This window comes from Nitrosomonas sp. Nm51 (assembly GCF_900111165.1).
GTDB lineage: Bacteria > Pseudomonadota > Gammaproteobacteria > Burkholderiales > Nitrosomonadaceae > Nitrosomonas.
The window spans coordinates 80981-100106 of record NZ_FOGH01000004.1 but is presented as its reverse complement, the minus strand read 5'-3'; the positions used below and the strand labels follow the sequence as shown (position 1 = coordinate 100106).

The 19126-nt window shown below is 47.7% G+C and carries 19 protein-coding genes; 18 read left to right on the top strand and 1 reads right to left on the bottom strand.

From position 1 onward, the window contains the following. Positions 1 to 172: 172 nt before the first annotated feature. The gene (locus BMY60_RS03110; RefSeq protein WP_177166557.1) at positions 173 to 778 is read right to left on the bottom strand and encodes a Maf family protein; all 606 of its coding nucleotides are present in this window, start codon (positions 776 to 778) and stop codon (positions 173 to 175) included. A 47-nt stretch (positions 779 to 825) separates the two neighbouring features. Here BMY60_RS03110 and BMY60_RS03105 point away from each other — a divergent pair, with 47 nt between their 5' ends. From BMY60_RS03105 to BMY60_RS03020, 18 genes are all read left to right on the top strand, one after another. Beyond that, a complete protein-coding gene (locus tag BMY60_RS03105) occupies positions 826 to 1332 on the top strand; it encodes a YceD family protein (RefSeq protein WP_090331134.1) in 507 nt (168 codons plus the stop codon). A 26-nt stretch (positions 1333 to 1358) separates the two neighbouring features. Next, the gene (gene rpmF / locus BMY60_RS03100; protein ID WP_090331132.1) at positions 1359 to 1541 is read left to right on the top strand and encodes a 50S ribosomal protein L32; all 183 of its coding nucleotides are present in this window, start codon (positions 1359 to 1361) and stop codon (positions 1539 to 1541) included. 66 nt (positions 1542 to 1607) lie between these two features. Next, a complete protein-coding gene (gene plsX / locus BMY60_RS03095; RefSeq protein WP_090331130.1) occupies positions 1608 to 2621 on the top strand; it encodes a phosphate acyltransferase PlsX in 1014 nt (337 codons plus the stop codon). A gap of 45 nt (positions 2622 to 2666) precedes the next feature. Further along, the gene (locus tag BMY60_RS03090) at positions 2667 to 3623 is read left to right on the top strand and encodes a beta-ketoacyl-ACP synthase III (protein ID WP_090331128.1); all 957 of its coding nucleotides are present in this window, start codon (positions 2667 to 2669) and stop codon (positions 3621 to 3623) included. A 5-nt stretch (positions 3624 to 3628) separates the two neighbouring features. Then, positions 3629 to 4567, top strand: coding sequence for an ACP S-malonyltransferase (fabD, locus tag BMY60_RS03085; protein WP_090331180.1), 939 nt, complete (start codon positions 3629 to 3631; stop codon positions 4565 to 4567). Positions 4568 to 4627: 60 nt separating this feature from the next. Continuing rightward, positions 4628 to 5365 (top strand): 3-oxoacyl-ACP reductase FabG, encoded by a 738-nt coding sequence (fabG, locus tag BMY60_RS03080; protein WP_090331127.1) that lies wholly within the window; start codon positions 4628 to 4630, stop codon positions 5363 to 5365. A 158-nt stretch (positions 5366 to 5523) separates the two neighbouring features. Next, positions 5524 to 5763, top strand: coding sequence for an acyl carrier protein (gene acpP, locus BMY60_RS03075; protein ID WP_090331125.1), 240 nt, complete (start codon positions 5524 to 5526; stop codon positions 5761 to 5763). 37 nt (positions 5764 to 5800) lie between these two features. Next, the gene (fabF, locus tag BMY60_RS03070) at positions 5801 to 7042 is read left to right on the top strand and encodes a beta-ketoacyl-ACP synthase II (protein WP_090331124.1); all 1242 of its coding nucleotides are present in this window, start codon (positions 5801 to 5803) and stop codon (positions 7040 to 7042) included. Positions 7043 to 7062: 20 nt separating this feature from the next. Beyond that, positions 7063 to 8082 (top strand): endolytic transglycosylase MltG, encoded by a 1020-nt coding sequence (gene mltG, locus BMY60_RS03065; protein WP_090331122.1) that lies wholly within the window; start codon positions 7063 to 7065, stop codon positions 8080 to 8082. 30 nt (positions 8083 to 8112) lie between these two features. Further along, positions 8113 to 10725 carry a glycosyltransferase family 39 protein gene (locus BMY60_RS03060; RefSeq protein WP_090331121.1) on the top strand — a complete coding sequence of 871 codons (2613 nt, stop codon included), beginning with the start codon at positions 8113 to 8115 and terminating at the stop codon, positions 10723 to 10725. A 665-nt stretch (positions 10726 to 11390) separates the two neighbouring features. After that, positions 11391 to 12557, top strand: a complete 1167-nt coding sequence (sucC, locus tag BMY60_RS03055; RefSeq protein WP_090331119.1) for an ADP-forming succinate--CoA ligase subunit beta — start codon at positions 11391 to 11393, stop codon at positions 12555 to 12557. Between the two features lie 46 nt (positions 12558 to 12603). Further along, positions 12604 to 13482, top strand: a complete 879-nt coding sequence (gene sucD / locus BMY60_RS03050; RefSeq protein WP_090331118.1) for a succinate--CoA ligase subunit alpha — start codon at positions 12604 to 12606, stop codon at positions 13480 to 13482. A 53-nt stretch (positions 13483 to 13535) separates the two neighbouring features. Continuing rightward, positions 13536 to 13859 (top strand): hypothetical protein, encoded by a 324-nt coding sequence (locus BMY60_RS03045; RefSeq protein WP_090331178.1) that lies wholly within the window; start codon positions 13536 to 13538, stop codon positions 13857 to 13859. Between the two features lie 29 nt (positions 13860 to 13888). Further along, positions 13889 to 15367, top strand: a complete 1479-nt coding sequence (dacB, locus tag BMY60_RS03040; protein ID WP_090331116.1) for a D-alanyl-D-alanine carboxypeptidase/D-alanyl-D-alanine endopeptidase — start codon at positions 13889 to 13891, stop codon at positions 15365 to 15367. A 34-nt stretch (positions 15368 to 15401) separates the two neighbouring features. Beyond that, positions 15402 to 15986: a Pvc16 family protein gene (locus BMY60_RS03035; protein ID WP_090331114.1), complete on the top strand. Its 585-nt coding sequence runs from the start codon at positions 15402 to 15404 to the stop codon at positions 15984 to 15986. Positions 15987 to 16079: 93 nt separating this feature from the next. Next, complete coding sequence (locus tag BMY60_RS03030; RefSeq protein ID WP_090331113.1) at positions 16080 to 16952, top strand: hypothetical protein; 873 nt, start codon at positions 16080 to 16082, stop codon at positions 16950 to 16952. Positions 16953 to 17079: 127 nt separating this feature from the next. After that, entirely contained in the window at positions 17080 to 18582 is a 1503-nt protein-coding gene (locus BMY60_RS03025; protein WP_090331111.1) for a phage tail sheath family protein, read from the top strand. A 71-nt stretch (positions 18583 to 18653) separates the two neighbouring features. After that, positions 18654 to 19112: a phage tail protein gene (locus BMY60_RS03020; protein ID WP_090331110.1), complete on the top strand. Its 459-nt coding sequence runs from the start codon at positions 18654 to 18656 to the stop codon at positions 19110 to 19112. Positions 19113 to 19126 lie beyond the last annotated feature (14 nt).

Below are 19126 nucleotides of genomic sequence, written 5' to 3'. Positions count from 1 at the left end.
CAGTTAATTTTCGTTTTATTAACTTGCCCTGTCCTGGATTGAACGCATATGCTCCCTGTGCCGCAGAATAACTGCGTCTGTGGCCGCGAGCACGCTCAATTAAAACAGTTCAGCGCTTAAATTCCAGCAACTGATGCAATATTCAGGTTAATCGTTTCGAACTGCGCGGGAGTTAGATAATTTTAATTCCTTCATTGCTAAACATTTCTATGAGCGTAATCAGCGGCAAACCAATGAGTGCATTAGGGTCGTCACCGCGCATGTATTGCATTAATGCAATTCCGAGGCCTTCTGATTTTGCGCTTCCTGCACAGTGAAACGGTTGTTCTTTATCCAAGTAGTTTTTGATCTGCTGGTCGCTCAGTTGCCGAAATTTGACATGGTAAGGTACTACACGAGTCTGTAATTGGCTTGTATGGCTGTTCAGCAAGCACAATGCTGTAAAGAAAGTGACCTCATTGCCACGTATCAGTTGCAGTTGCATGAATGCATTTGCATAGGTCAACGGCTTACCCAGATGTGTGCCGTTGAAAACAGCAACCTGGTCGGAGCCGATAATCAGTGCTTGTTCATATAATTTGGCTACGGCTTGGGCTTTGGCTTCAGCCAGGCGCTGAGCAGTTTGTTCGGGCGCTTCGTCGGGTAGTATCGATTCATCAATTTCAGGGCTGGCCGTTTCAAATGGTATTTGTAATCGCTTCAGTAATTCCTTGCGATAAATGGAGCTGGAGCCCAGTACAATGGTACGTGTAATTTTTTTTTTGTTTAAAACATCCATTTACATTTTTTGACACTTAAAGACAAAGAATATAACATGCGCGCCTTATGTCTGTGCGATTTGTAATCGATGCTCTTGATTTTGTGCGCAAAGCAGGAAAGCGTCATGGTAAAATACTGCTCTCTGATCTGGATCGTGTACAGGATTTTCTTCATGAAAACAGTGGTGAAATCGATTATTGGATCAATGGCGACATTGGCCAGGATAACAAACCGTATCTGTTTTTGCGGATAAAAGGCGAAATGAACCTTAGCTGCCAGCGTTGTTTGGGCAGCTTGACCCAACCGCTGGCGATAGAGAGGTCACTGGTATTGGTGGAAACTGAGGCTGAATTAATACAGGCAGATGAAGGTGAATCTGTAGATGCAATGTTGGCGGTTTCAGATATGGATGTGCAGAATTTAATTGAGGAAGAAATCATATTGAGTCTGGCAATATCCTCACGTCATAAGGAAGGTGAGTGTGATATCTATAATCCAAAGCGGTATAAAACGATAGAAAATACAGATTCTGAAAACCCGTTTGCAGCTCTGAAGAAGCTGAAAAAGGTATAGTTATTTGAATAAGGAGTTATAAATATATGGCTGTTCAACAAAATAAGAAATCACCGTCAAAGCGTGGTATGCACCGATCGCATGATGCGCTGAAAAATCCGCCGTTAGCGATAGAGCCGGGTACCGGCGAAGTACATTTGCGCCACCATATCAGTCCAAATGGTTATTATCGCGGTAAAAAAGTTGTAAACACAAAATCTGACGATTAGTCGATCTTTTGATTCTGTTTTTTCATTTCAAGTGTTGATATACAGTCGGCCAGAAAGGCTACGAAATTGAACACCACCGTTGCGATAGATTGCATGGGGGGAGATCATGGTCCGCATGTGACAGTGCCTTCGGCAATTGGTTTTCTGCGTCATGATCGTGAATCCAATATTATTCTGGTGGGCATCCCGGAAGCTATTGAAGCGGAACTGCAGGCGGAAAAACTTAAATCCGGTCCGCGGATGCGGATTCATCCGGCCAGCGAAGTTGTTGGTATGGATGAATCGCCGGCACTGGCATTACGTAACAAAAAAGACTCATCGATGCGTATCGCGCTCAATCTGGTTAAAACAGGAGAGGCGCAGGCATGCGTCAGTGCCGGTAACACTGGTGCGTTGCTCGCTACATCGCGTTTCGTTTTGAAGACGATTCCGGGAATCGACCGTCCGGCATTGGCGGTGGTTTTGCCGACCATAATCGGACATACGTATGTACTGGATATGGGCGCCAATGTAAATTGTACCGCTGAGCATTTGCTGCAGTTTGGCGTAATGGGCGCGTCCCTGGTGGCTTCCATTGAACATAAAACCGCGCCCAGTGTCGGGTTGCTGAATATTGGCGAAGAAGAAATTAAAGGTAATGATGTTGTAAAACAGGCAGCTGATCTGCTTCGTGGTAGCGGGCTTAATTTTTATGGTAATGTAGAAGGTGATGATATCTATAAAGGAACGACGGATGTTGTCGTCTGTGATGGTTTTGTTGGGAATGTTACGCTAAAAACATCCGAGGGGCTGGCACAAATGCTGGCAACTTATTTGCGGGAAGAATTTAAACGCAACTTATTGACAAAACTGGCGGGTGTTTTTGCCGTGCCGGCAATCAACGCTTTCAAGCGCCGGGTTGATCATCGTCAGTATAATGGCGCAAGTTTTCTTGGACTCAAAGGTATTGTGATAAAAAGTCATGGCTCTGCTGATACCATCGCGTTTACTGCTGCGATAAAACGCGCTGCAGACGAAGTACGGGGAGGAATGTTACGTCGTATCAGCGAACGTGTGGCTGAACTCTCCCAACAACCCTGAATGGATTTGCGGCCGTACGCGTGCACTTAAGATAATTGATAAGCAATGTATTCACAAATTACAGGAACTGGCAGCTATTTACCTGAAAAAATTCTGACCAATCATGACTTGGAAAATATGGTGGAAACCAGTGATGAATGGATCCGGTCACGTACAGGAATAACACAACGTCATATTGCGGAAAAAAATCAGAAGGCAAGCGATCTGGCTTTGTATGCCAGTCAGGAAGCCATCAAAGCAGCGGGCATTACCAACAGGGATATTGATCTGATTATTGTGGCGACGACGACACCGGATATGATTTTTCCGAGTACAGCGTGCATTCTGCAGAACAAGCTCGGTGTGGATAATTGTCCGGCTTTTGATATTCAGGCGGTTTGCAGTGGTTTTGTTTATGCGCTCGCTACTGCCGACCAGTTTGTCAGCTCTGGAAAATGCAGAAATGCGCTGGTGGTCGGCAGTGAGATTTATTCCAAAATACTTGACTGGGATGATCGCAGCACCTGTGTTCTGTTTGGTGATGGTGCTGGCGCCGTTGTGCTATCTCAAAGTGATCGGCCCGGTATTTTATCAAGTCATTTACACGCCAGCGGCAGTTATAAGGATGTGTTATCTGTTCCCGGCAGCATTGAGGGTGGCGCTGTTCAGGGCAACCCGTACATTAATATGGAAGGCAGTACGGTGTTTAAATTTGCTGTAAAAGTTCTGGAAGACGTGGTGCTTGAGGCTGTTGAAGAGAATAAACTGAAACCTTCGGATATCGACTGGTTGATCCCGCATCAGGCCAATATCCGTATCATCCGCTCAACTGCACAAAAACTGGGCATACCCTTGAATAAAGTTGTCGTTACCGTTGATAAGCACGGTAACACTTCTGCTGCGTCCATTCCTTTGGCATTGGATATCGCGGTTAAAGATGGGCGCATTCGTAAGGACCAGCTTGTGCTGTTGGAAGGTGTCGGCGGCGGTTTTACATGGGGTGCGGTGTTACTCCGCTGGTAATGTCAGTGAAATTCGCTTTTGTTTTTCCCGGTCAGGGTTCGCAATCGGTCGGCATGATGGGCAAGTATAAAGAACTGCCGGCTATACATGAAACGTTTTCTGAAGCATCCGATGTCCTTGGGCAGGATTTTTGGTCGCTGGTCAATGAAGGCCCGGCTGATCTTCTGAATCTGACGGTGAATACGCAGCCATTGATGCTGACCGCAGGCATTGCTGTATACCGGAGTTGGCTGGCATTAGGTGGCAGTCGGCCGATACTCCTGGCTGGTCACAGTTTAGGTGAATACACAGCATTGGTTGCGGCAGGATCGCTTGGTTTTGCAGATGCGCTTAAATTAGTGCGCTTCCGTGCGCAGGAGATGCAACGATCGGTTCCGGAAGGCGTCGGCGGTATGGCAGCAATACTGGGCTTGGAAGATGCGGTTATTGAAGCGGTTTGTCATAATGTCACAGCGCGAAGCGCGCAAGAATCTCTGGAAGCCGCGAATTATAACTCGCCGGGTCAAGTGGTTGTTGCCGGACATAAAAGTGCAGTTCTGAAAGGGATTGAAATAGCCAAGGAGAAAGGCGCAAAACGGGCTGTAATGCTGCCGATGAGTATTCCGTCGCACTGCCGGCTAATGAAACCGGCAGCAGAAAAAATGCAACAGCGGCTTGCACAGACTAACCTGCGTTTGCCCGATATTCCTGTATTACATAATGCTGATGTGCAAGTGCATGATGATGTGGATACAATCAGAATGATGCTGACGAATCAGCTGTACAGTCCTGTTCGCTGGGTCGATACGATAAAAGCAATTGCTGCTGAGGGAGTTACGCATATTGTTGAATGCGGCCCTGGAAATGTATTAACCGGACTTAATAAGCGTATTGACCGCAATCTGCAGTATCTGTCGTTTTTCGACGGCGATACAGTCAATCAAGCGCGTACCGTTCTTTCGTAACCAAGATTGGCAAAACTTAGCATATCGAGTGTGTCAGGATGGATTTTATGGAGGCATGATTTGGAAAATAAAATTGCGTTGGTAACAGGCGCCAGTCGCGGTATCGGACAGGCGATCGCACAGAAGCTCGGATCGCAGGGTGCGATTGTGGTTGGTACGGCAACTACACAAAATGGCGCGAAAGCAATTGACTTATATTTGGAAAATGAAGAAATCCGGGGAGCGGGAATTGTTTTAAATGTGAATGATGCCGATCAAATCGACAGTACTGTTGAAACTATCCGTGAGAAATTTGGTGAAATTGAAATTTTGATCAACAATGCGGGTATTACGCGCGATAACCTTCTGGTGCGCATGAAAGACGAAGAATGGGACGATATTATGGAAACTAATCTCAAATCGGCGTTCCGATTAAGCCGAGCAGTACTTCGTGCCATGATGAAGGCGCGTTATGGACGCATTATTAATATTTCTTCTGTAGTGGGCGCCGTCGGTAACATTGGGCAGGCAAATTATGCGGCTGCAAAGGCGGCTATGTTCGGTTTCAGTAAATCACTGGCGCGCGAAGTGGGCAGCCGTAATATTACGGTAAACTGTGTGGCGCCAGGCTTTATCGATACCGATATGACCCGGGCGCTTAGCGACGGGCAACAGCAAAGCCTGGTTCAGCACGTCCCGCTTGGCAGGCTGGGAAAATCTGAAGAGGTTGCGTCGGCAGTTGCTTTTCTAGCCTCTTCTGCAGCAGGTTATATTACTGGTTCAACTTTGCATGTAAATGGTGGTATGTATATGGATTAGCAATCCAATTGAATATCATTGCATGTAATTCTTTTAAGCAGACACTCTGTAGAATTTTTTACTGCCGGCACCGACGCAAGCCATGTTCTAGTTTTGCAGAGTTTTAAAATTTGTTACTATATCAAAAATCTTTTTCTTATTTAGAAGGAAGCATTTAAATGGAAAACGTAGAACAGCGCATTAAAAAAATCGTAGCTGAGCAGCTTGGTGTAAAAGAGGATGAAGTCAAGAATGAATCATCATTTGTAAACGATTTGGGAGCGGATTCACTGGATACAGTGGAGTTAGTAATGGCGCTGGAAGAAGAATTTGAATGCGAAATTCCAGACGAACAAGCCGAAAAAATCAATACCGTGCAGGAAGCAATTGACTACGTCAATAATAACGCAAATAACTAAGAATTAATTCTTATACTTCTTACTTAGCGGAGTCATTTTGTTCAAACGCAGGGTGGTTGTAACCGGGATGGGTATTATCTCACCCGTTGGTAATACAGTTTCTACAGCTTGGAAGAATATCGTAACTGGCAAATCCGGGATTGGCCGTATCACACGATTCGATGCATCAGTTTTTTCCTCACAAATTGCGGGTCAAATCGAAAATTTCGATGTCAGTGAATATCTGCCCGTTAAAGAAGCGCGCCGTATGGATGTGTTCATTCATTATGGTATTGCAGCAGCGATACAATCTATAAAAGACGCGGATATAGAGGATATATCCGATCTGGAAGCCGAACGTATCGGCGTGAATATTGGTTCGGGCATAGGTGGTTTGCCCATGATTGAGAGTACCGATGAAGCATATCATAAGGGTGGACCACGAAAAATTTCACCTTTCTTCATTCCAAGCACAATCATCAACATGATTTCAGGTAATTTATCCATCAAATACGGCTACAAAGGACCCAACCTTGCGATCGTGACCGCTTGTACCACGGCTACGCACAGTATTGGACATTCCGCACGAATGATTGAATATGACGATGCAGATATCATGATTTGCGGAGGGGCTGAATCCTGTGTAACGCCGCTGGCAATTGGTGGATTTGCTGCTGCAAAAGCATTGTCGGTGAGTAATGATAATCCGGCAGCCGCAAGCCGGCCCTGGGATTTGTCACGCGATGGTTTTGTGTTAGGGGAAGGTGCTGGGGTATTGGTATTGGAAGAAATGGAACACGCCAAACGCAGGGGTGCAACTATCTATGCTGAGCTGGCAGGATTTGGTATGAGTGCGGATGCCTACCATATGACAGCGCCAAGTGAAGACGGGGAAGGGGCTGCACGGTGTATGGTGAATGCACTCAAAAATGCCGGAATGAATCCATCCGAGGTTGACTATGTCAATGCGCATGGCACATCGACCCCGTTGGGCGATATTGCAGAGACAATTGCTGTAAAGCGTTGTTTTGGTGAGCACGCCAAGAAGCTGGCAGTAAATTCGACAAAATCCATGACCGGACATTTGCTGGGTGCTGCAGGTGGGGTTGAAGCAATTTTCTCTGCATTGGCCGTTTATCATCAGATATCACCGCCGACCATCAATCTTGACAATCAGGATCCGCAATGCGATCTTGATTATGTGGCGAATGAAGCGCGGGATATGAAGATTAATGTTGCATTATCTAATTCTTTCGGTTTTGGTGGCACCAATGGCACACTAGTATTCCGAAAAGCATAGATTAAACCAGTCGCCGGCGAATGCTTACGCTCAAACGCCTTTTTGTTTTCCTGCTCGGTCTTGTTTTTATGGCCATTCTGATCATAGGGTGGCTCTATTATCATTATCACCGCAATATTTCACTGCCAGTAGTGCCTTATGAGTTTTCAATTGAACCGGGCAGCAACTTAAAACAGATTAGTAAACAACTGGTTGATGAAGGTATTCTGCCCGACAGATGGTCTTTCATTCTATTATCACGTTTACTTAACAAAGAATCGGCAGTTAAGGCGGGCGACTATCATCTGACCGAAGAATTTACCCAGATAGCTTTGCTGAAATATCTGATTAAAGGTGATGTCCGGCAGAATGAAGTCAGATTCATTGAAGGCTGGACCTTCTCTCAATTCAGAGAGGCGCTGTATGCGCATCCGGGCATACGTAATACAACGGTTGGGTTGCGTGATGAGGAAATATTAGCGTTAATCGGTGCCAGTGAAAAGTCGGCAGAAGGTCTTTTTTTTCCCGATACATATTATTTTGTTAAAAACAGTACTGATGTGGAGGTGTTGCAGCGTGCCTATCAAACTATGCAGAATCACTTACAGGCAGCTTGGTCAAAGCGGATGGAATCACTTCCTCTGGAATCGCCTTATGAGGCGCTGATACTGGCATCTATTATCGAAAAAGAGACTGGAATGGATAGCGACAGGGCGGAAATTGCAGGCGTTTTTATCAATCGGTTACGGATTGGCATGCGTTTGCAAACGGATCCGACCGTGATTTACGGTCTTGGGGACCAATTTGACGGCAATTTGCGTAAGAGAGATCTGCAGACGGATCATGATTACAATACCTATACGCGCTCCGGCCTGCCGCCGGCTCCGATTGCCATGCCCGGTCTTGCATCAATCTATGCGGCAGTCAATCCTGCAACGACCGATTCGCTCTATTTTGTGGCAAAAGGGAATGGCGAGTCACAGTTTTCCACCAATCTTGCAGATCACAACCGCGCTGTGAACAAGTATCAGAGGCGGCAAATAATTAGAGATGTTAAATAAAAAGTATAAATTTGTGTTCAGTAAATCTGTATGACGCAATTTTCGATCGTTGTGCCTACACTGAATGAAGTTGAAAATATCGATTTACTGCTGGCTCGTCTTTTCGCATTAAACATTCCACCCAACACTTTTGAAGTTATTTTTGTCGACGATAATTCAGACGATGGCACGCCGGAAAAAATACGCGCTTGGCAGAACCATACAAACGTATATTTGATTGAAAGGTCTGGCAAGCCCGATTTGACGGCATCGGTTCTGGCCGGAACGGATGCGGCGCGGAGCGATATTATTGTTGTTATGGATGCCGATTTGAGCCATCCGTATGAGCAGTTAAAAACTTTGGTAGTCCCTTTGTTACATGGTCAATACGATGTGGTGATTGGCAGCCGTTATATAAACGGTGGCGGTATTCAGGGATGGACTTTTTACAGACATATGCTGTCCCGGATAGGTGGTTGGCTGGCCCGTCCTTTTTGTGATGTCAGTGATGCGACTTCAGGTTTTTTTGCATTCCGGCGTGAACTTGCCGCGACTGTTTCAAAACGGGCTCACGGCTACAAACTTTTGCTTGAAATTCTGATGGCCAACGACGGTAATCTGCGGGTCAAAGAAATTCCAATCTGTTTTCGTGATAGGGCGCATGGTGCGTCCAAGCTGTCATTTTCGCATCAGCTGGTTTATTTGCAGCGTCTAATGACGTTGGCCGGCGGGTCGGTATCGATTGGCACTGCCGGGCGTTTTGCAGTGGTCGGGTTGCTCGGCATGGTGGCGGACATCCTTGTATTTCAGTGGATGATCAGTCGTGAAGCCGGACTCGCTCTGGCCCACATCGTCAGTTTCTTTATTGCGGTAGGGGTGAACTATGCGATGAACGCAACCTGGTCATTCCGTTCCTGCAATACACACCATCTGCAATGGGCACAGTTCTTACGTTTTTTTACAGTAGGTACGCTCGCGCTTTTGCTGCGCGGCGGTGTGTTGGCGCTGTTTGTCTATATGCTGCACGCGCCACCGCCTCTGGCCATATTTCCGGCTATTGCTGTAACTGCGCTGGTTAATTACTTAGGTTCCGCTTTTTACGTTTTTCCAAACAAGCAGCATTTGCCATCACAAAATATGCGTTGGCGTGTCGCTGCCATCGGTGTCGTAGCATTTTGTATTCTGTTACGACTGATCTATCTGGGGCTCGTGCAACTTATTCCGGATGAGGCTTACTATTGGCAGTACGCGCAGCATATGGATCTGAGTTTTTATGATCATCCGCCCATGGTGGCCTGGCTGATCTGGCTGGGTACTGCTGTTTTCGGCGATAACGAGGCGGGTGTTCGCGCAGGGGCTTTCGTTTGCAGTCTGACCGCTATGGGTTTTCTTTATGCTTATGCAAAAAATCTATACGATAAATCAACCGCATTGCGGGCGATATTGCTGTTTTCTGTACTGCCGATGGGCTTTGCATCCGGATTTTTAATGACGCCGGATGCGCCGCTGGCTGCTGCCTGGATGGCAACGCTTTTTTTTATGGAACGCGCATTGGTCGCAGGCCAGCAGACGGCATGGCTGGGTATGGGCGTTGCATTTGGTCTCGGATTACTGTCTAAATATACGCTGGGTTTGCTGGGGCTGGCCGCGCTGGTTTTTGTGCTGATCGATCCGGTTGCGCGCCGGTGGATGGTGCGGCCGCACCCTTATTTGACCGTTATTCTTGCATTATCTGTTTTTTCACCAGTGCTGATCTGGAATTACCAGCATGACTGGGTATCTTTTGTATTTCAATCAACCCGGCATACAGCAAACAGTAATCAGTTTTCGGTGCACTTCCTACTGATTTATATCATGATTCTGTTAACGCCTACAGGCTTCATTGCTGCAGTTCTGGCACTGATTCAAAATAGCGGCTGTAATCAGGAGGTGGATCAATGCATGATACGGAACAGAAAGCGCTTGTTTATACAAATCATGACCGGGGTGCCGTTTTTGATATTTCTGGTATTCAGCACGTTCGATCATCCGAAGTTTCATTGGACAGGCCCTATCTGGCTGGCAGTGTTGCCGGCTATTGCCTGGATGCTTGGCCAGACGGAAGGCGTGAACCAATTTGCTCGCTGGTTGCAACGTGCCTGGCAACATACAATCACGATTTGCTTGCTGGTTTATGCGTTTATACTGCATTATCTTGTCCTGGGAATACCCGGCATACCGTATCATTTGTTTACTGAACATTATTTCTGGCGTGAAACAACACAAGTGGTTGAACAGATTGCTGAAGAAGTCAGGCAGCAGACCGGAATGGAACCAATAGTCGTTGGAATGAGTAAATGGTCGGTTGCAAGCAGTTTGTATTTTTATAATCATACGCGTGGCAATCTCGATATTCGTTCACGTAATCTGTTTGGTGACAGCGGTGCGATGTACAGCTATTGGTTTCCATCACAGCCGCGCACAAATCGGCCGATTATTCAGATTGGCATGAAGCCGGATCATCTTGAGCAAATCAGGGCGGGTGATGATTTAAAACAAATGTTGATTCGACCCGATGAAATTCAGTGCCGTACGATTCGCGGCAATGGCGTATTCTTAAGGCGGGTCTACTTTCGCGTGGCTGAAGGATTCAAGGGTTCGACCACTAGTGCTCTATCAATATGATATTGCCTGGTACAGCGTTACCGTGCTGTTATGCAACAAGGCGCAGCACGCAGGAAAGGGCTGCTCCCTTTTCAAGTACTGTAACGCAGTTGCAGAGCACTACGGTAGCGCCCTGTGGGTGAGCTTGTCAGCGTCCATGGTCTGCGTTGCGCCTTTTGACAATAGAATGACTATTGCCTGCAAGGCACGTCTTGTCATGTACGCTGACAAACTCACTGAACCCGGCAATATCATATTGATAGAGCACTAGATAAAAAATATTTTATTAGGGACCGCTGCCCCAGTCATCAATGACTTTCAGTTGATGCCCGGCCAGCAGTTTTAGTGGCTTGATAAGAACCATCGGCTTTGGTTGGCCAGCATTGGCAGCGAATCGCGACAGGCGCTAACCCAATATTGCACCAGTACGCTGGATTTTGGCCTGTCATTATGATGCCTGCTGGTTTTCATGGGTTCTAACGAAAGTACGGTTTGTACTCATGGAATAAGTTTTACCGAAGTTCTGGCTGGTGCAGTTGTTGTATAAGTCTGTGTATGGGTCATAATATAAAACGCATCATTACTATTACTTTTAGCTTAGGTTAATAGCAGAGGGATTACCGTCAAATTATTGTGCGTTATACTGACGGACATCAAAACAATTAATTCATTCAATTATCCATGTTATGAAAATTCATGAATATCAGGCCAAGGAAATTTTGCGGCAATATGGTGTGACGACGCCTCGCGGTATTGCCAGTTTCAGTGTTGATGAAGCGGTGAAAGCTGCCCGGGAACTGGGTGGTGATACCTGGGTTGTGAAGGCGCAGATCTATGCCGGCGGGCGTGGCAAGGGTGGTGGCGTCAAGATTGCGAAGTCGTTGCAAGCAGTGCGAGAACTGGCTGGGAACATGCTCGGCATGCAATTGGTAACGCATCAGACCGGACCGGAAGGACAGACTGTGCGGCGGTTGTTTATCGAGGAAGGTGTCAATATCGCCAATGAGTATTATGCCGGTATGGTGGTCGACCGCGGCAGCCAGCGTGTGTGCCTGATGGCAAGCGCCGAAGGCGGCATGGATATCGAACAGGTAGCTGCCGAAACACCAGAAAAAATCCACAAGCTGTTGATTGATCCGATTGCAGGCCTGACTGATGGTGAGGCGCTGGAGATCGCGGTGAAAACAGGCATTCCTGATACAAGCCACAGCGAAGCGGTAGCGCTGTTCAAAGCGTTGTACAAAGCGTTTGACGACAAAGACGCATCGCTGGTGGAAATCAATCCGCTGGTGCTGACGGCTGACAGTCGTGTATTTGCGCTGGATGCGAAAATGAATTTTGACGATAATGCACTGTTCCGTCATCCCGATATAATCGCGTTACGCGATCTTGATGAGGAAGACCCGCTCGAAGTCAAGGCATCGGAACATGATTTGTCGTATATTCCACTCGACGGCAATATCGGCTGCCTTGTCAATGGCGCCGGACTTGCGATGGCAACGATGGATATCATTAAACTCTATGGCGGTAATCCGGCGAATTTTCTCGATGTCGGCGGCGGCGCGACGGCGGATAAAGTGACTGAAGCGTTCAAGCTGATGTTGAAAAACCCCAGGCTAGAAGCAATTCTGGTCAATATTTTTGGCGGTATTATGCGCTGCGATGTGATCGCGGAAGGCGTAGTACAGGCGGCACGTGAAGTGCGGTTAACAGTGCCGCTGGTAGTGCGTTTGGAAGGCACCAATGTGAGGCTTGGCAAGCAGATTCTGGCGGATTCCGGTCTGGCCGTCATTGCGGCCGAAAATATGGCGGATGCGGCGCAAAAAGCAGTCAGGGCGGCTGAAGGTGTCTGAACTGTTACTTGATCATTCGATTTATTCATTGAAGGAGTTGTGATTCATGTCCATCCTCATCAATCAGAACAGCCGCGTGATAACGCAGGGAATAACCGGAAAAACGGGCCGGTTTCATACCCGCATGTGCCGGGAGTACGCCAATGGCGGGTCGTGTTTTGTAGCCGGCGTCAATCCGCGCAAACCGGGTGAAAATTTTGAAGGTGTTCCGGTCTATGGCACGGTCGAGGAAGCCAAGGATGCTACGGGGGGCAACGTGTCGGTAATTTATGTGCCGCCGCCGTATGCCGCCGCGGCGATTGATGAAGCAGTTGAAGCGGAGCTCGATCTGGTCATCTGTATTACTGAAGGTATTCCGGTACGCGATATGATCCGTACGCGTTATAAAATGCAGGGTAAGAAAACGCGCCTGATCGGCCCGAACTGTCCCGGCATTATTACGCCCGATGAAATCAAAATCGGCATCATGCCTGGCTACATCCATAAAAAAGGGCGTATCGGCGTGGTTTCACGCTCGGGTACGTTGACGTATGAAGCGGTCGCGCAATTGATGGAACAGGGGCTCGGACAGTCGACCTGTATCGGGATCGGTGGCGATCCGGTCAATGGCTTGAAACACCTTGATGTGATGCAATTATTCAATGACGATGAAGAAACCGAAGCGGTGCTGATGGTCGGCGAAATCGGCGGCACAGACGAAGAGGATTGTGCGCGCTGGGTAAAAGAGCATATGCGCAAGCCCGTCGTCGGTTTTATCGCCGGTGTGACCGCGCCGCCCGGCAAGCGCATGGGCCATGCCGGCGCAATCATTTCCGGTGGCAAGGGAACGGCGCAAGAGAAACTTGCGGTGATGGAGGAATGCGGGATACGGGTGACGCGTAATCCCGCAGAGATGGGGAAACTGCTGAAGTCGGCGTTGAATTGATATTGTCCGAAACACTTCAAACAATTTTTTGTGTATGAGGGTTGAAAATGCACATGAATTACCGTATTAAATGTTGTGTTTCCGGGCTGGCGTTTCTGGCCGTTTCAAGTTGTGCGCTATTTGAAACGGCTTCGTATCCGCCTCGTCCAGCAGTAAAACCGATCATAGAGCGTCCGGCGGGTCCGCTGCCGCCAAGCACCAGACCAACATATAATCTGATGGGTTATCCGCCTATCTCCCGTGAGGGTTATATTGACGGATGCGAAACCGCTAAAAAATCCGAATGGGGCTTCAAGGACTACGAACGCTATGAAAGCGACGGCCAGTACCGCACCGGCTGGGATGATGGCTATTCGATATGCGGTAAACAGAAATAGCCTGCATCTCGTGTACATGTGACGCAGCCATGGTGAGACGCATACATTCCGGCATATTGAAGTGGTTTTTTTTGCTGCTGATTTGTTTGCCGCTGCGTTTGCCGGCTGGCCAGGTAGCCAGTCCGCAGATCACTCGACAATTGCCTGCTTCAGTTCAACAAAAACTGGACAGAACCGGTATTCCAACATCAGCGCTGGGTGTTTACGTGCAAGAGGTCGGCGCATCGCAACCCATGCTGGCATTGAATGCCGATACCGCCATGAATCCCGCTTCGGCAATGAAACTGGTTACAACTTATGCCGGACTTGAAATTCTCGGCCCGGCTTATGCCTGGCAGACGGTTATCTCCGCGCACGGTAAAATTCTCAATGGTATTCTGCATGGCGATCTGGTGATTAAAGGCTATGGCGACCCAAAACTCGATCTGGAACATTTCTGGCTGCTGATCCACCGCCTGCGCCAGACCGGGTTGACGCAGATTACTGGCAATCTAATTCTGGATCATAGCTATTACGATATTCCGCCAAGCGACCCCGGTGCGTTTGACGGTCAGCCCTATCGGACCTATAACATCCTGCCGGAAGCGTTGCTGGTCAACTACCGTTCCACTGCCCTGCATCTTATGCCGGATTTGGAAAAGAAGGGAGTCAGAGTGACTGCCGATCCGATACCTGACTCACTGCGCGTCGTAAACAATCTGAAACTCAGTGACAAGCCATGTGGCGGCTGGCGTAATTTTCTGGATGTGGAAATTGAAGCTGGTGAGAAAGGAAATGATTCACCGCAGGTTATTTTGAACGGCAGTTTTTCCGCGCGATGCGGCAGACAGTCTCTTTTGCTTGGCCTGCATGATAGCGCAATTTACACGCGGGAATTGTTTAAACGGTTCTGGTCGCAGCAGGGCGGCGTGTTTGATGGCGACGTTATTATTGCTGAAGCGCCTGCGGATCTGTCGCATCTAAAGACTTATTATTCGCCGCCATTGGCAGAAGTGATTCGCGGTATTAACAAATTCAGTAATAATATTGCGGCACGCCAGTTGTTTTTGACGCTTGGAACCGCCGGTTCAACAAGCTCAGCACGTTCTCCGGCGACGCTTGAAAAATCCGAGCATGCCTTGAAGCAGTGGCTGGCAGCCAAGCAATTGTTCTTTCCAGAGTTGGTTATCGAGAATGGTTCAGGATTATCGCGGATCGAACGTATCAGTGCCAGGCATATGGGGCAGCTGCTGCTGACGGCGTTTAACAGTCCTGTGATGCCGGAGTTTATCGCGTCTTTACCGATCGCGGCGGTTGACGGTACCATGAGGGGGCGGCTGGCCGGAACGGCGGTCAGCGGTCTTGCGCACATGAAGACAGGGGCGCTAAACAATGTCAGCGCGCTGGCCGGTTATATGCTCGATCAGTCGGGACGGCGCGTTGTAGTGGTTGTTTTTGTCAATCATTCGCAGGCAGCTCGTTCCCGCGAGGCAACGGATACGCTGTTGCAGTGGATTTATGAACGTTAGCAGGTATCGAAGCATGCCAAATTGAGGAAATAAGATGATTAACCTGGCAATACAGCTGTTGGCAGGTCAGCTCAATCAATATTTGAGACGGACCTACGCGCTGAATGAAGATATGGTAGTTGTTTCCAATCTGCTGGATATGGATGGCAGCGTTGCGCCGAATATTCACAACAAACTGGTGGTTTTTCTAACCAATATTGAAAAGGACTCCGTGCTGGGGCCATCGGCCGGCGCGCAGGGGTTTGGCGAGCGGGTCTTGCAACGTAACACCGCGCTGCATTTCAATCTGTATGTCATGATAACAGCAAATTTCACCGGCAACAATTATGTCGAAGCATTAAAATTTTTATCCAGTACGATCAGTTTTTTTCAGCGCAATCCATTGTTTAGCCATCATACAGCGCCCGAGATGGACAAGAGAATTGAAAAACTGGCTCTGGATATAGAGAATCTTTCGGTACAGGACCTGAGCAACTTATGGAGCGCATTAGGCGGGAAATACATGCCTTCGATTTTGTATCGTGTGCGCATGGTTACCTTTGATTCGGACGAAATCGTCGGGCGTCAGCCGGTTGTAACTATGCCCAAGCCTTCGGTCCCGCCGTTTGGTAACAATTGACAGCCGGTAACATTTGCATTTACAGTGTCGGTTAGCGTATTTAAATGGACGGGCCAAACTTGCCGTGGTTACGATGGAGCTTGAATCAAGCCAATGAATGCCTATCAGTTACTGTTTAATGTTACTGTCGAACATAGGTATTTTACCAATCATGCCTGTAAGTCGCTTGTTTTTGTTCCGACGCCCGGGACATCCCGCTTATTCAACCGTCCGGGTCTGTTGTTTAAAACCGCAGCCAATCGTCTTTCAGTTTTTTTCGAGACAAGCAAGCAGGATCGCCTGCATATGTATGCAGAAGACGGATTGACACTGATCTTTAAGGTGTTCTCGAACGATGCGAATTTTTTTCTGTATACAGCGCCCGCCGGACGATCTCAAGACGTCTTGCTGTGTTTTGACAATCAACAGCCAACCGGAGATGCAGTGGGCAGACAGTTGCTGCATGGTGACACCTTCGTATCCGACATGGACTATAAATATTTGAATTCGGATCGGATCAGGCGTTGCCTGCAGCCACGGGATTATCACGTGCCGCCTTGTTTTATCATTCAATTCACGATACACAGCGATTCTCATTTATTGTCCCTGGATCAAGAAACCGGCGACGCGCGTATTTTTTTTATTTCATTTGCGAGTAACCGAACATTCTGGAAGTACTATCTGATGGACGATTTGTCCCGGCGCAGTCTGTATATCAAGGATCTGGACAGCAGCGTTGTATTTGAAGAAATCGGTGAAGCCATATTGCCAGGAAATCATTCGGCCAAGATATTGCAATCGACGCAGGCCATCGAGATGCATGAGCGTCCGCACCAGCGGTTGCAGCTTAAAGAATCGCTTAAAGAATCACAGAATCCAAGAGATAGAGTATTGATCAACCGGTTACCCAATGCTTCAGTCAGTCACATGCATTCAGACTGGGTGGGTGGAAAAATGGAAAAAATTTCGGAGATTTACGTAAATTAGATTAATAATACCAGTTCTGGAGATAATCCAATCTCACAGGTGAAAACGGCCAATTTATTCATTGTTGTATTGTGGCAAGGGTGACAAAGGAAACAAGGCGTAATAATCCAATCTAAAGGAGCAAATCATGGGGCAGTACAAAACACCGGGTGTTTACATTGTTGAAAAAAATGCGTTTCCAAATTCCGTGGTTGAAGTTGCAACTGCGGTGCCGGCCTTTATCGGGTATACGGAACGCGCCGATAATCAGGGTAAAACGCTGTTAAACAAAGCATGGCGCATTTCGTCGATGGCAGAGTTCATCAGTTTTTTCGGTGGTGCGCCCAAATCGCAGTTTGAAATTCAGGATAAAAAGCCTGAAGATGCGTCATCGGCGGAAGCGGATTTCTCCAGCGATGGAAAAGAGTACTACCTGATACACCAGAATCAACGGTTTCTGCTCTACTACAGTATGATACTGTTCTTCCAGAATGGCGGCGGGGCATGTTATGTGATCTCGGTCGGCAAATATAACGAAGGCGCTATTGATAAGGCAAAACTTGAAGGCGGCATCAAAGTACTGCTGAAAGAACAGGAACCCACCATGGTGGTGATTCCGGATGCCATGTCCATCGACAAAGAAGACGATTGCATTGCATTGCAGCAAGCTGCATTAAAACATTGCGGTTACGTGATGAAAAACCGTTTTGCCATTCTCGACCTGTACAATGGTTACAGAGATCAACATGATCCGGACGGTAACTGTATCGAAAGCTTCCGCAATAAGCTCGGCACCAGTTTTCTGGATTTTGCTGCAGCGTACTATCCCTGGTTGAACACATCGGTCGTGCAGGCTGGTGAACTGAGTTTCTCCAACATAACCAACCTGGATACCTTAAAAGAGCTGCTGGACGCCGAAGTCGACAACAGCCAGTTGACCGATGCAAAGAAAGATGAAATAAAGGCGCAGACAAAAAAAATATCGGATGCGGACGATCCGGAATTGCATAAAACGCTGAATGTGGTCAGCCCGTTATACGGAATGATCCTGCTGGCCGTCAGAAGCCGCTTGAATTTACTTCCGCCGGCGGCCGCTATGGCCGGCATTTATTCAATGGTCGACAATACCCGTGGCGTCTGGAAGGCACCAGCCAATGTCAGCCTCAACAGTGTGGTTTCGCCGTCGATCGAAATTACACATGATGAACAGGAAGATTTGAACGTAACCACGGCCGGTAAGTCGATCAATGCCATACGTTCGTTTATCGGGGAAGGAACACTGGTATGGGGAGCGCGTACGCTGGATGGAAATAGTCTGGACTGGCGGTATATCAATGTGCGCAGAACCATGATCATGCTTGAGGAATCCATCAAGCTGGCCGCCAAGGCTTATGTGTTTGAGCCCAATGTTTCCAATACCTGGGTGACGATCAAAAGTATGATTAACAATTTTTTGATCAGTATCTGGAAGCGCGGCGGATTGGCGGGTACTACACCCGAAGATGCATTTGGTGTGTATGTGGGACTTGGTGAGACCATGACGCCACAGGATATTCTCGATGGTATTTTGCGCGTTACAGTACTGGTTGCCTTAAGCCGTCCGGCAGAATTTATCGAGATTACATTCCAGCAGCAAATGCAGAAATCATGATATGTATAGTGTTTTGAATGACCGGCTAAATCGGCGTACGCAATTTTAAACTATTGAGACAGAGGTGAATTATGGCAGATGATGGATCAAGTCAATCAGCATCCGTATGGCCCATGCCGAAATTTTATTTTCAGGTTAAATGGGATTCGCAGGTTATGTCGTTTCAGGAGGTCAGCGGCCTCGACATTCAATCCGAAGAAATAAAGTACCGGCATGGTGACAGCCCGGAATTCGCAGTCATTAAAATGCCCGGCATGAAAAAGGTTGGCAATGTCACCATGAAAAAAGGTGTATTTAAAGGCGATAATAAATTCTGGGACTGGTTTACGCAAATCAAAATGAATACCATCAAACGGCTGCCGGTAACTATCAGTTTGCTGGATGAGGGCGGCAACGCCACTATGGTATGGACGCTGACGAATGCGTGGCCCAGCAAAATTACCGGTACCGATTTGAAGTCTGAGGGAAATGAAGTTGCGATCGAAACTATCGAGATCGTTCATGAAGGATTGACGATTGCCAATGGCTAATAGGGCAAGCTAGC

Bases quoted from the DNA above. Each gene is read 5' to 3' on its own strand.
- BMY60_RS03060 (WP_090331121.1), top strand. From the start codon at position 8,113: ATGACGCAATTTTCGATCGTTGTGCCTACACTGAATGAAGTTGAAAAT.
- BMY60_RS03020 (WP_090331110.1), top strand. From the start codon at position 18,654: ATGGCAGATGATGGATCAAGTCAATCAGCATCCGTATGGCCCATGCCG.
- mltG (WP_090331122.1), top strand. From the start codon at position 7,063: ATGCTTACGCTCAAACGCCTTTTTGTTTTCCTGCTCGGTCTTGTTTTT.
- BMY60_RS03105 (WP_090331134.1), top strand. From the start codon at position 826: ATGTCTGTGCGATTTGTAATCGATGCTCTTGATTTTGTGCGCAAAGCA.
- BMY60_RS03090 (WP_090331128.1), top strand. From the start codon at position 2,667: ATGTATTCACAAATTACAGGAACTGGCAGCTATTTACCTGAAAAAATT.
- sucD (WP_090331118.1), top strand. From the start codon at position 12,604: ATGTCCATCCTCATCAATCAGAACAGCCGCGTGATAACGCAGGGAATA.
- BMY60_RS03030 (WP_090331113.1), top strand. From the start codon at position 16,080: ATGAATGCCTATCAGTTACTGTTTAATGTTACTGTCGAACATAGGTAT.
- BMY60_RS03110 (WP_177166557.1), bottom strand. From the start codon at position 778: ATGGATGTTTTAAACAAAAAAAAAATTACACGTACCATTGTACTGGGC.
- BMY60_RS03045 (WP_090331178.1), top strand. From the start codon at position 13,536: ATGAATTACCGTATTAAATGTTGTGTTTCCGGGCTGGCGTTTCTGGCC.
- rpmF (WP_090331132.1), top strand. From the start codon at position 1,359: ATGGCTGTTCAACAAAATAAGAAATCACCGTCAAAGCGTGGTATGCAC.
- acpP (WP_090331125.1), top strand. From the start codon at position 5,524: ATGGAAAACGTAGAACAGCGCATTAAAAAAATCGTAGCTGAGCAGCTT.
- sucC (WP_090331119.1), top strand. From the start codon at position 11,391: ATGAAAATTCATGAATATCAGGCCAAGGAAATTTTGCGGCAATATGGT.
- BMY60_RS03025 (WP_090331111.1), top strand. From the start codon at position 17,080: ATGGGGCAGTACAAAACACCGGGTGTTTACATTGTTGAAAAAAATGCG.
- dacB (WP_090331116.1), top strand. From the start codon at position 13,889: ATGGTGAGACGCATACATTCCGGCATATTGAAGTGGTTTTTTTTGCTG.
- BMY60_RS03035 (WP_090331114.1), top strand. From the start codon at position 15,402: ATGATTAACCTGGCAATACAGCTGTTGGCAGGTCAGCTCAATCAATAT.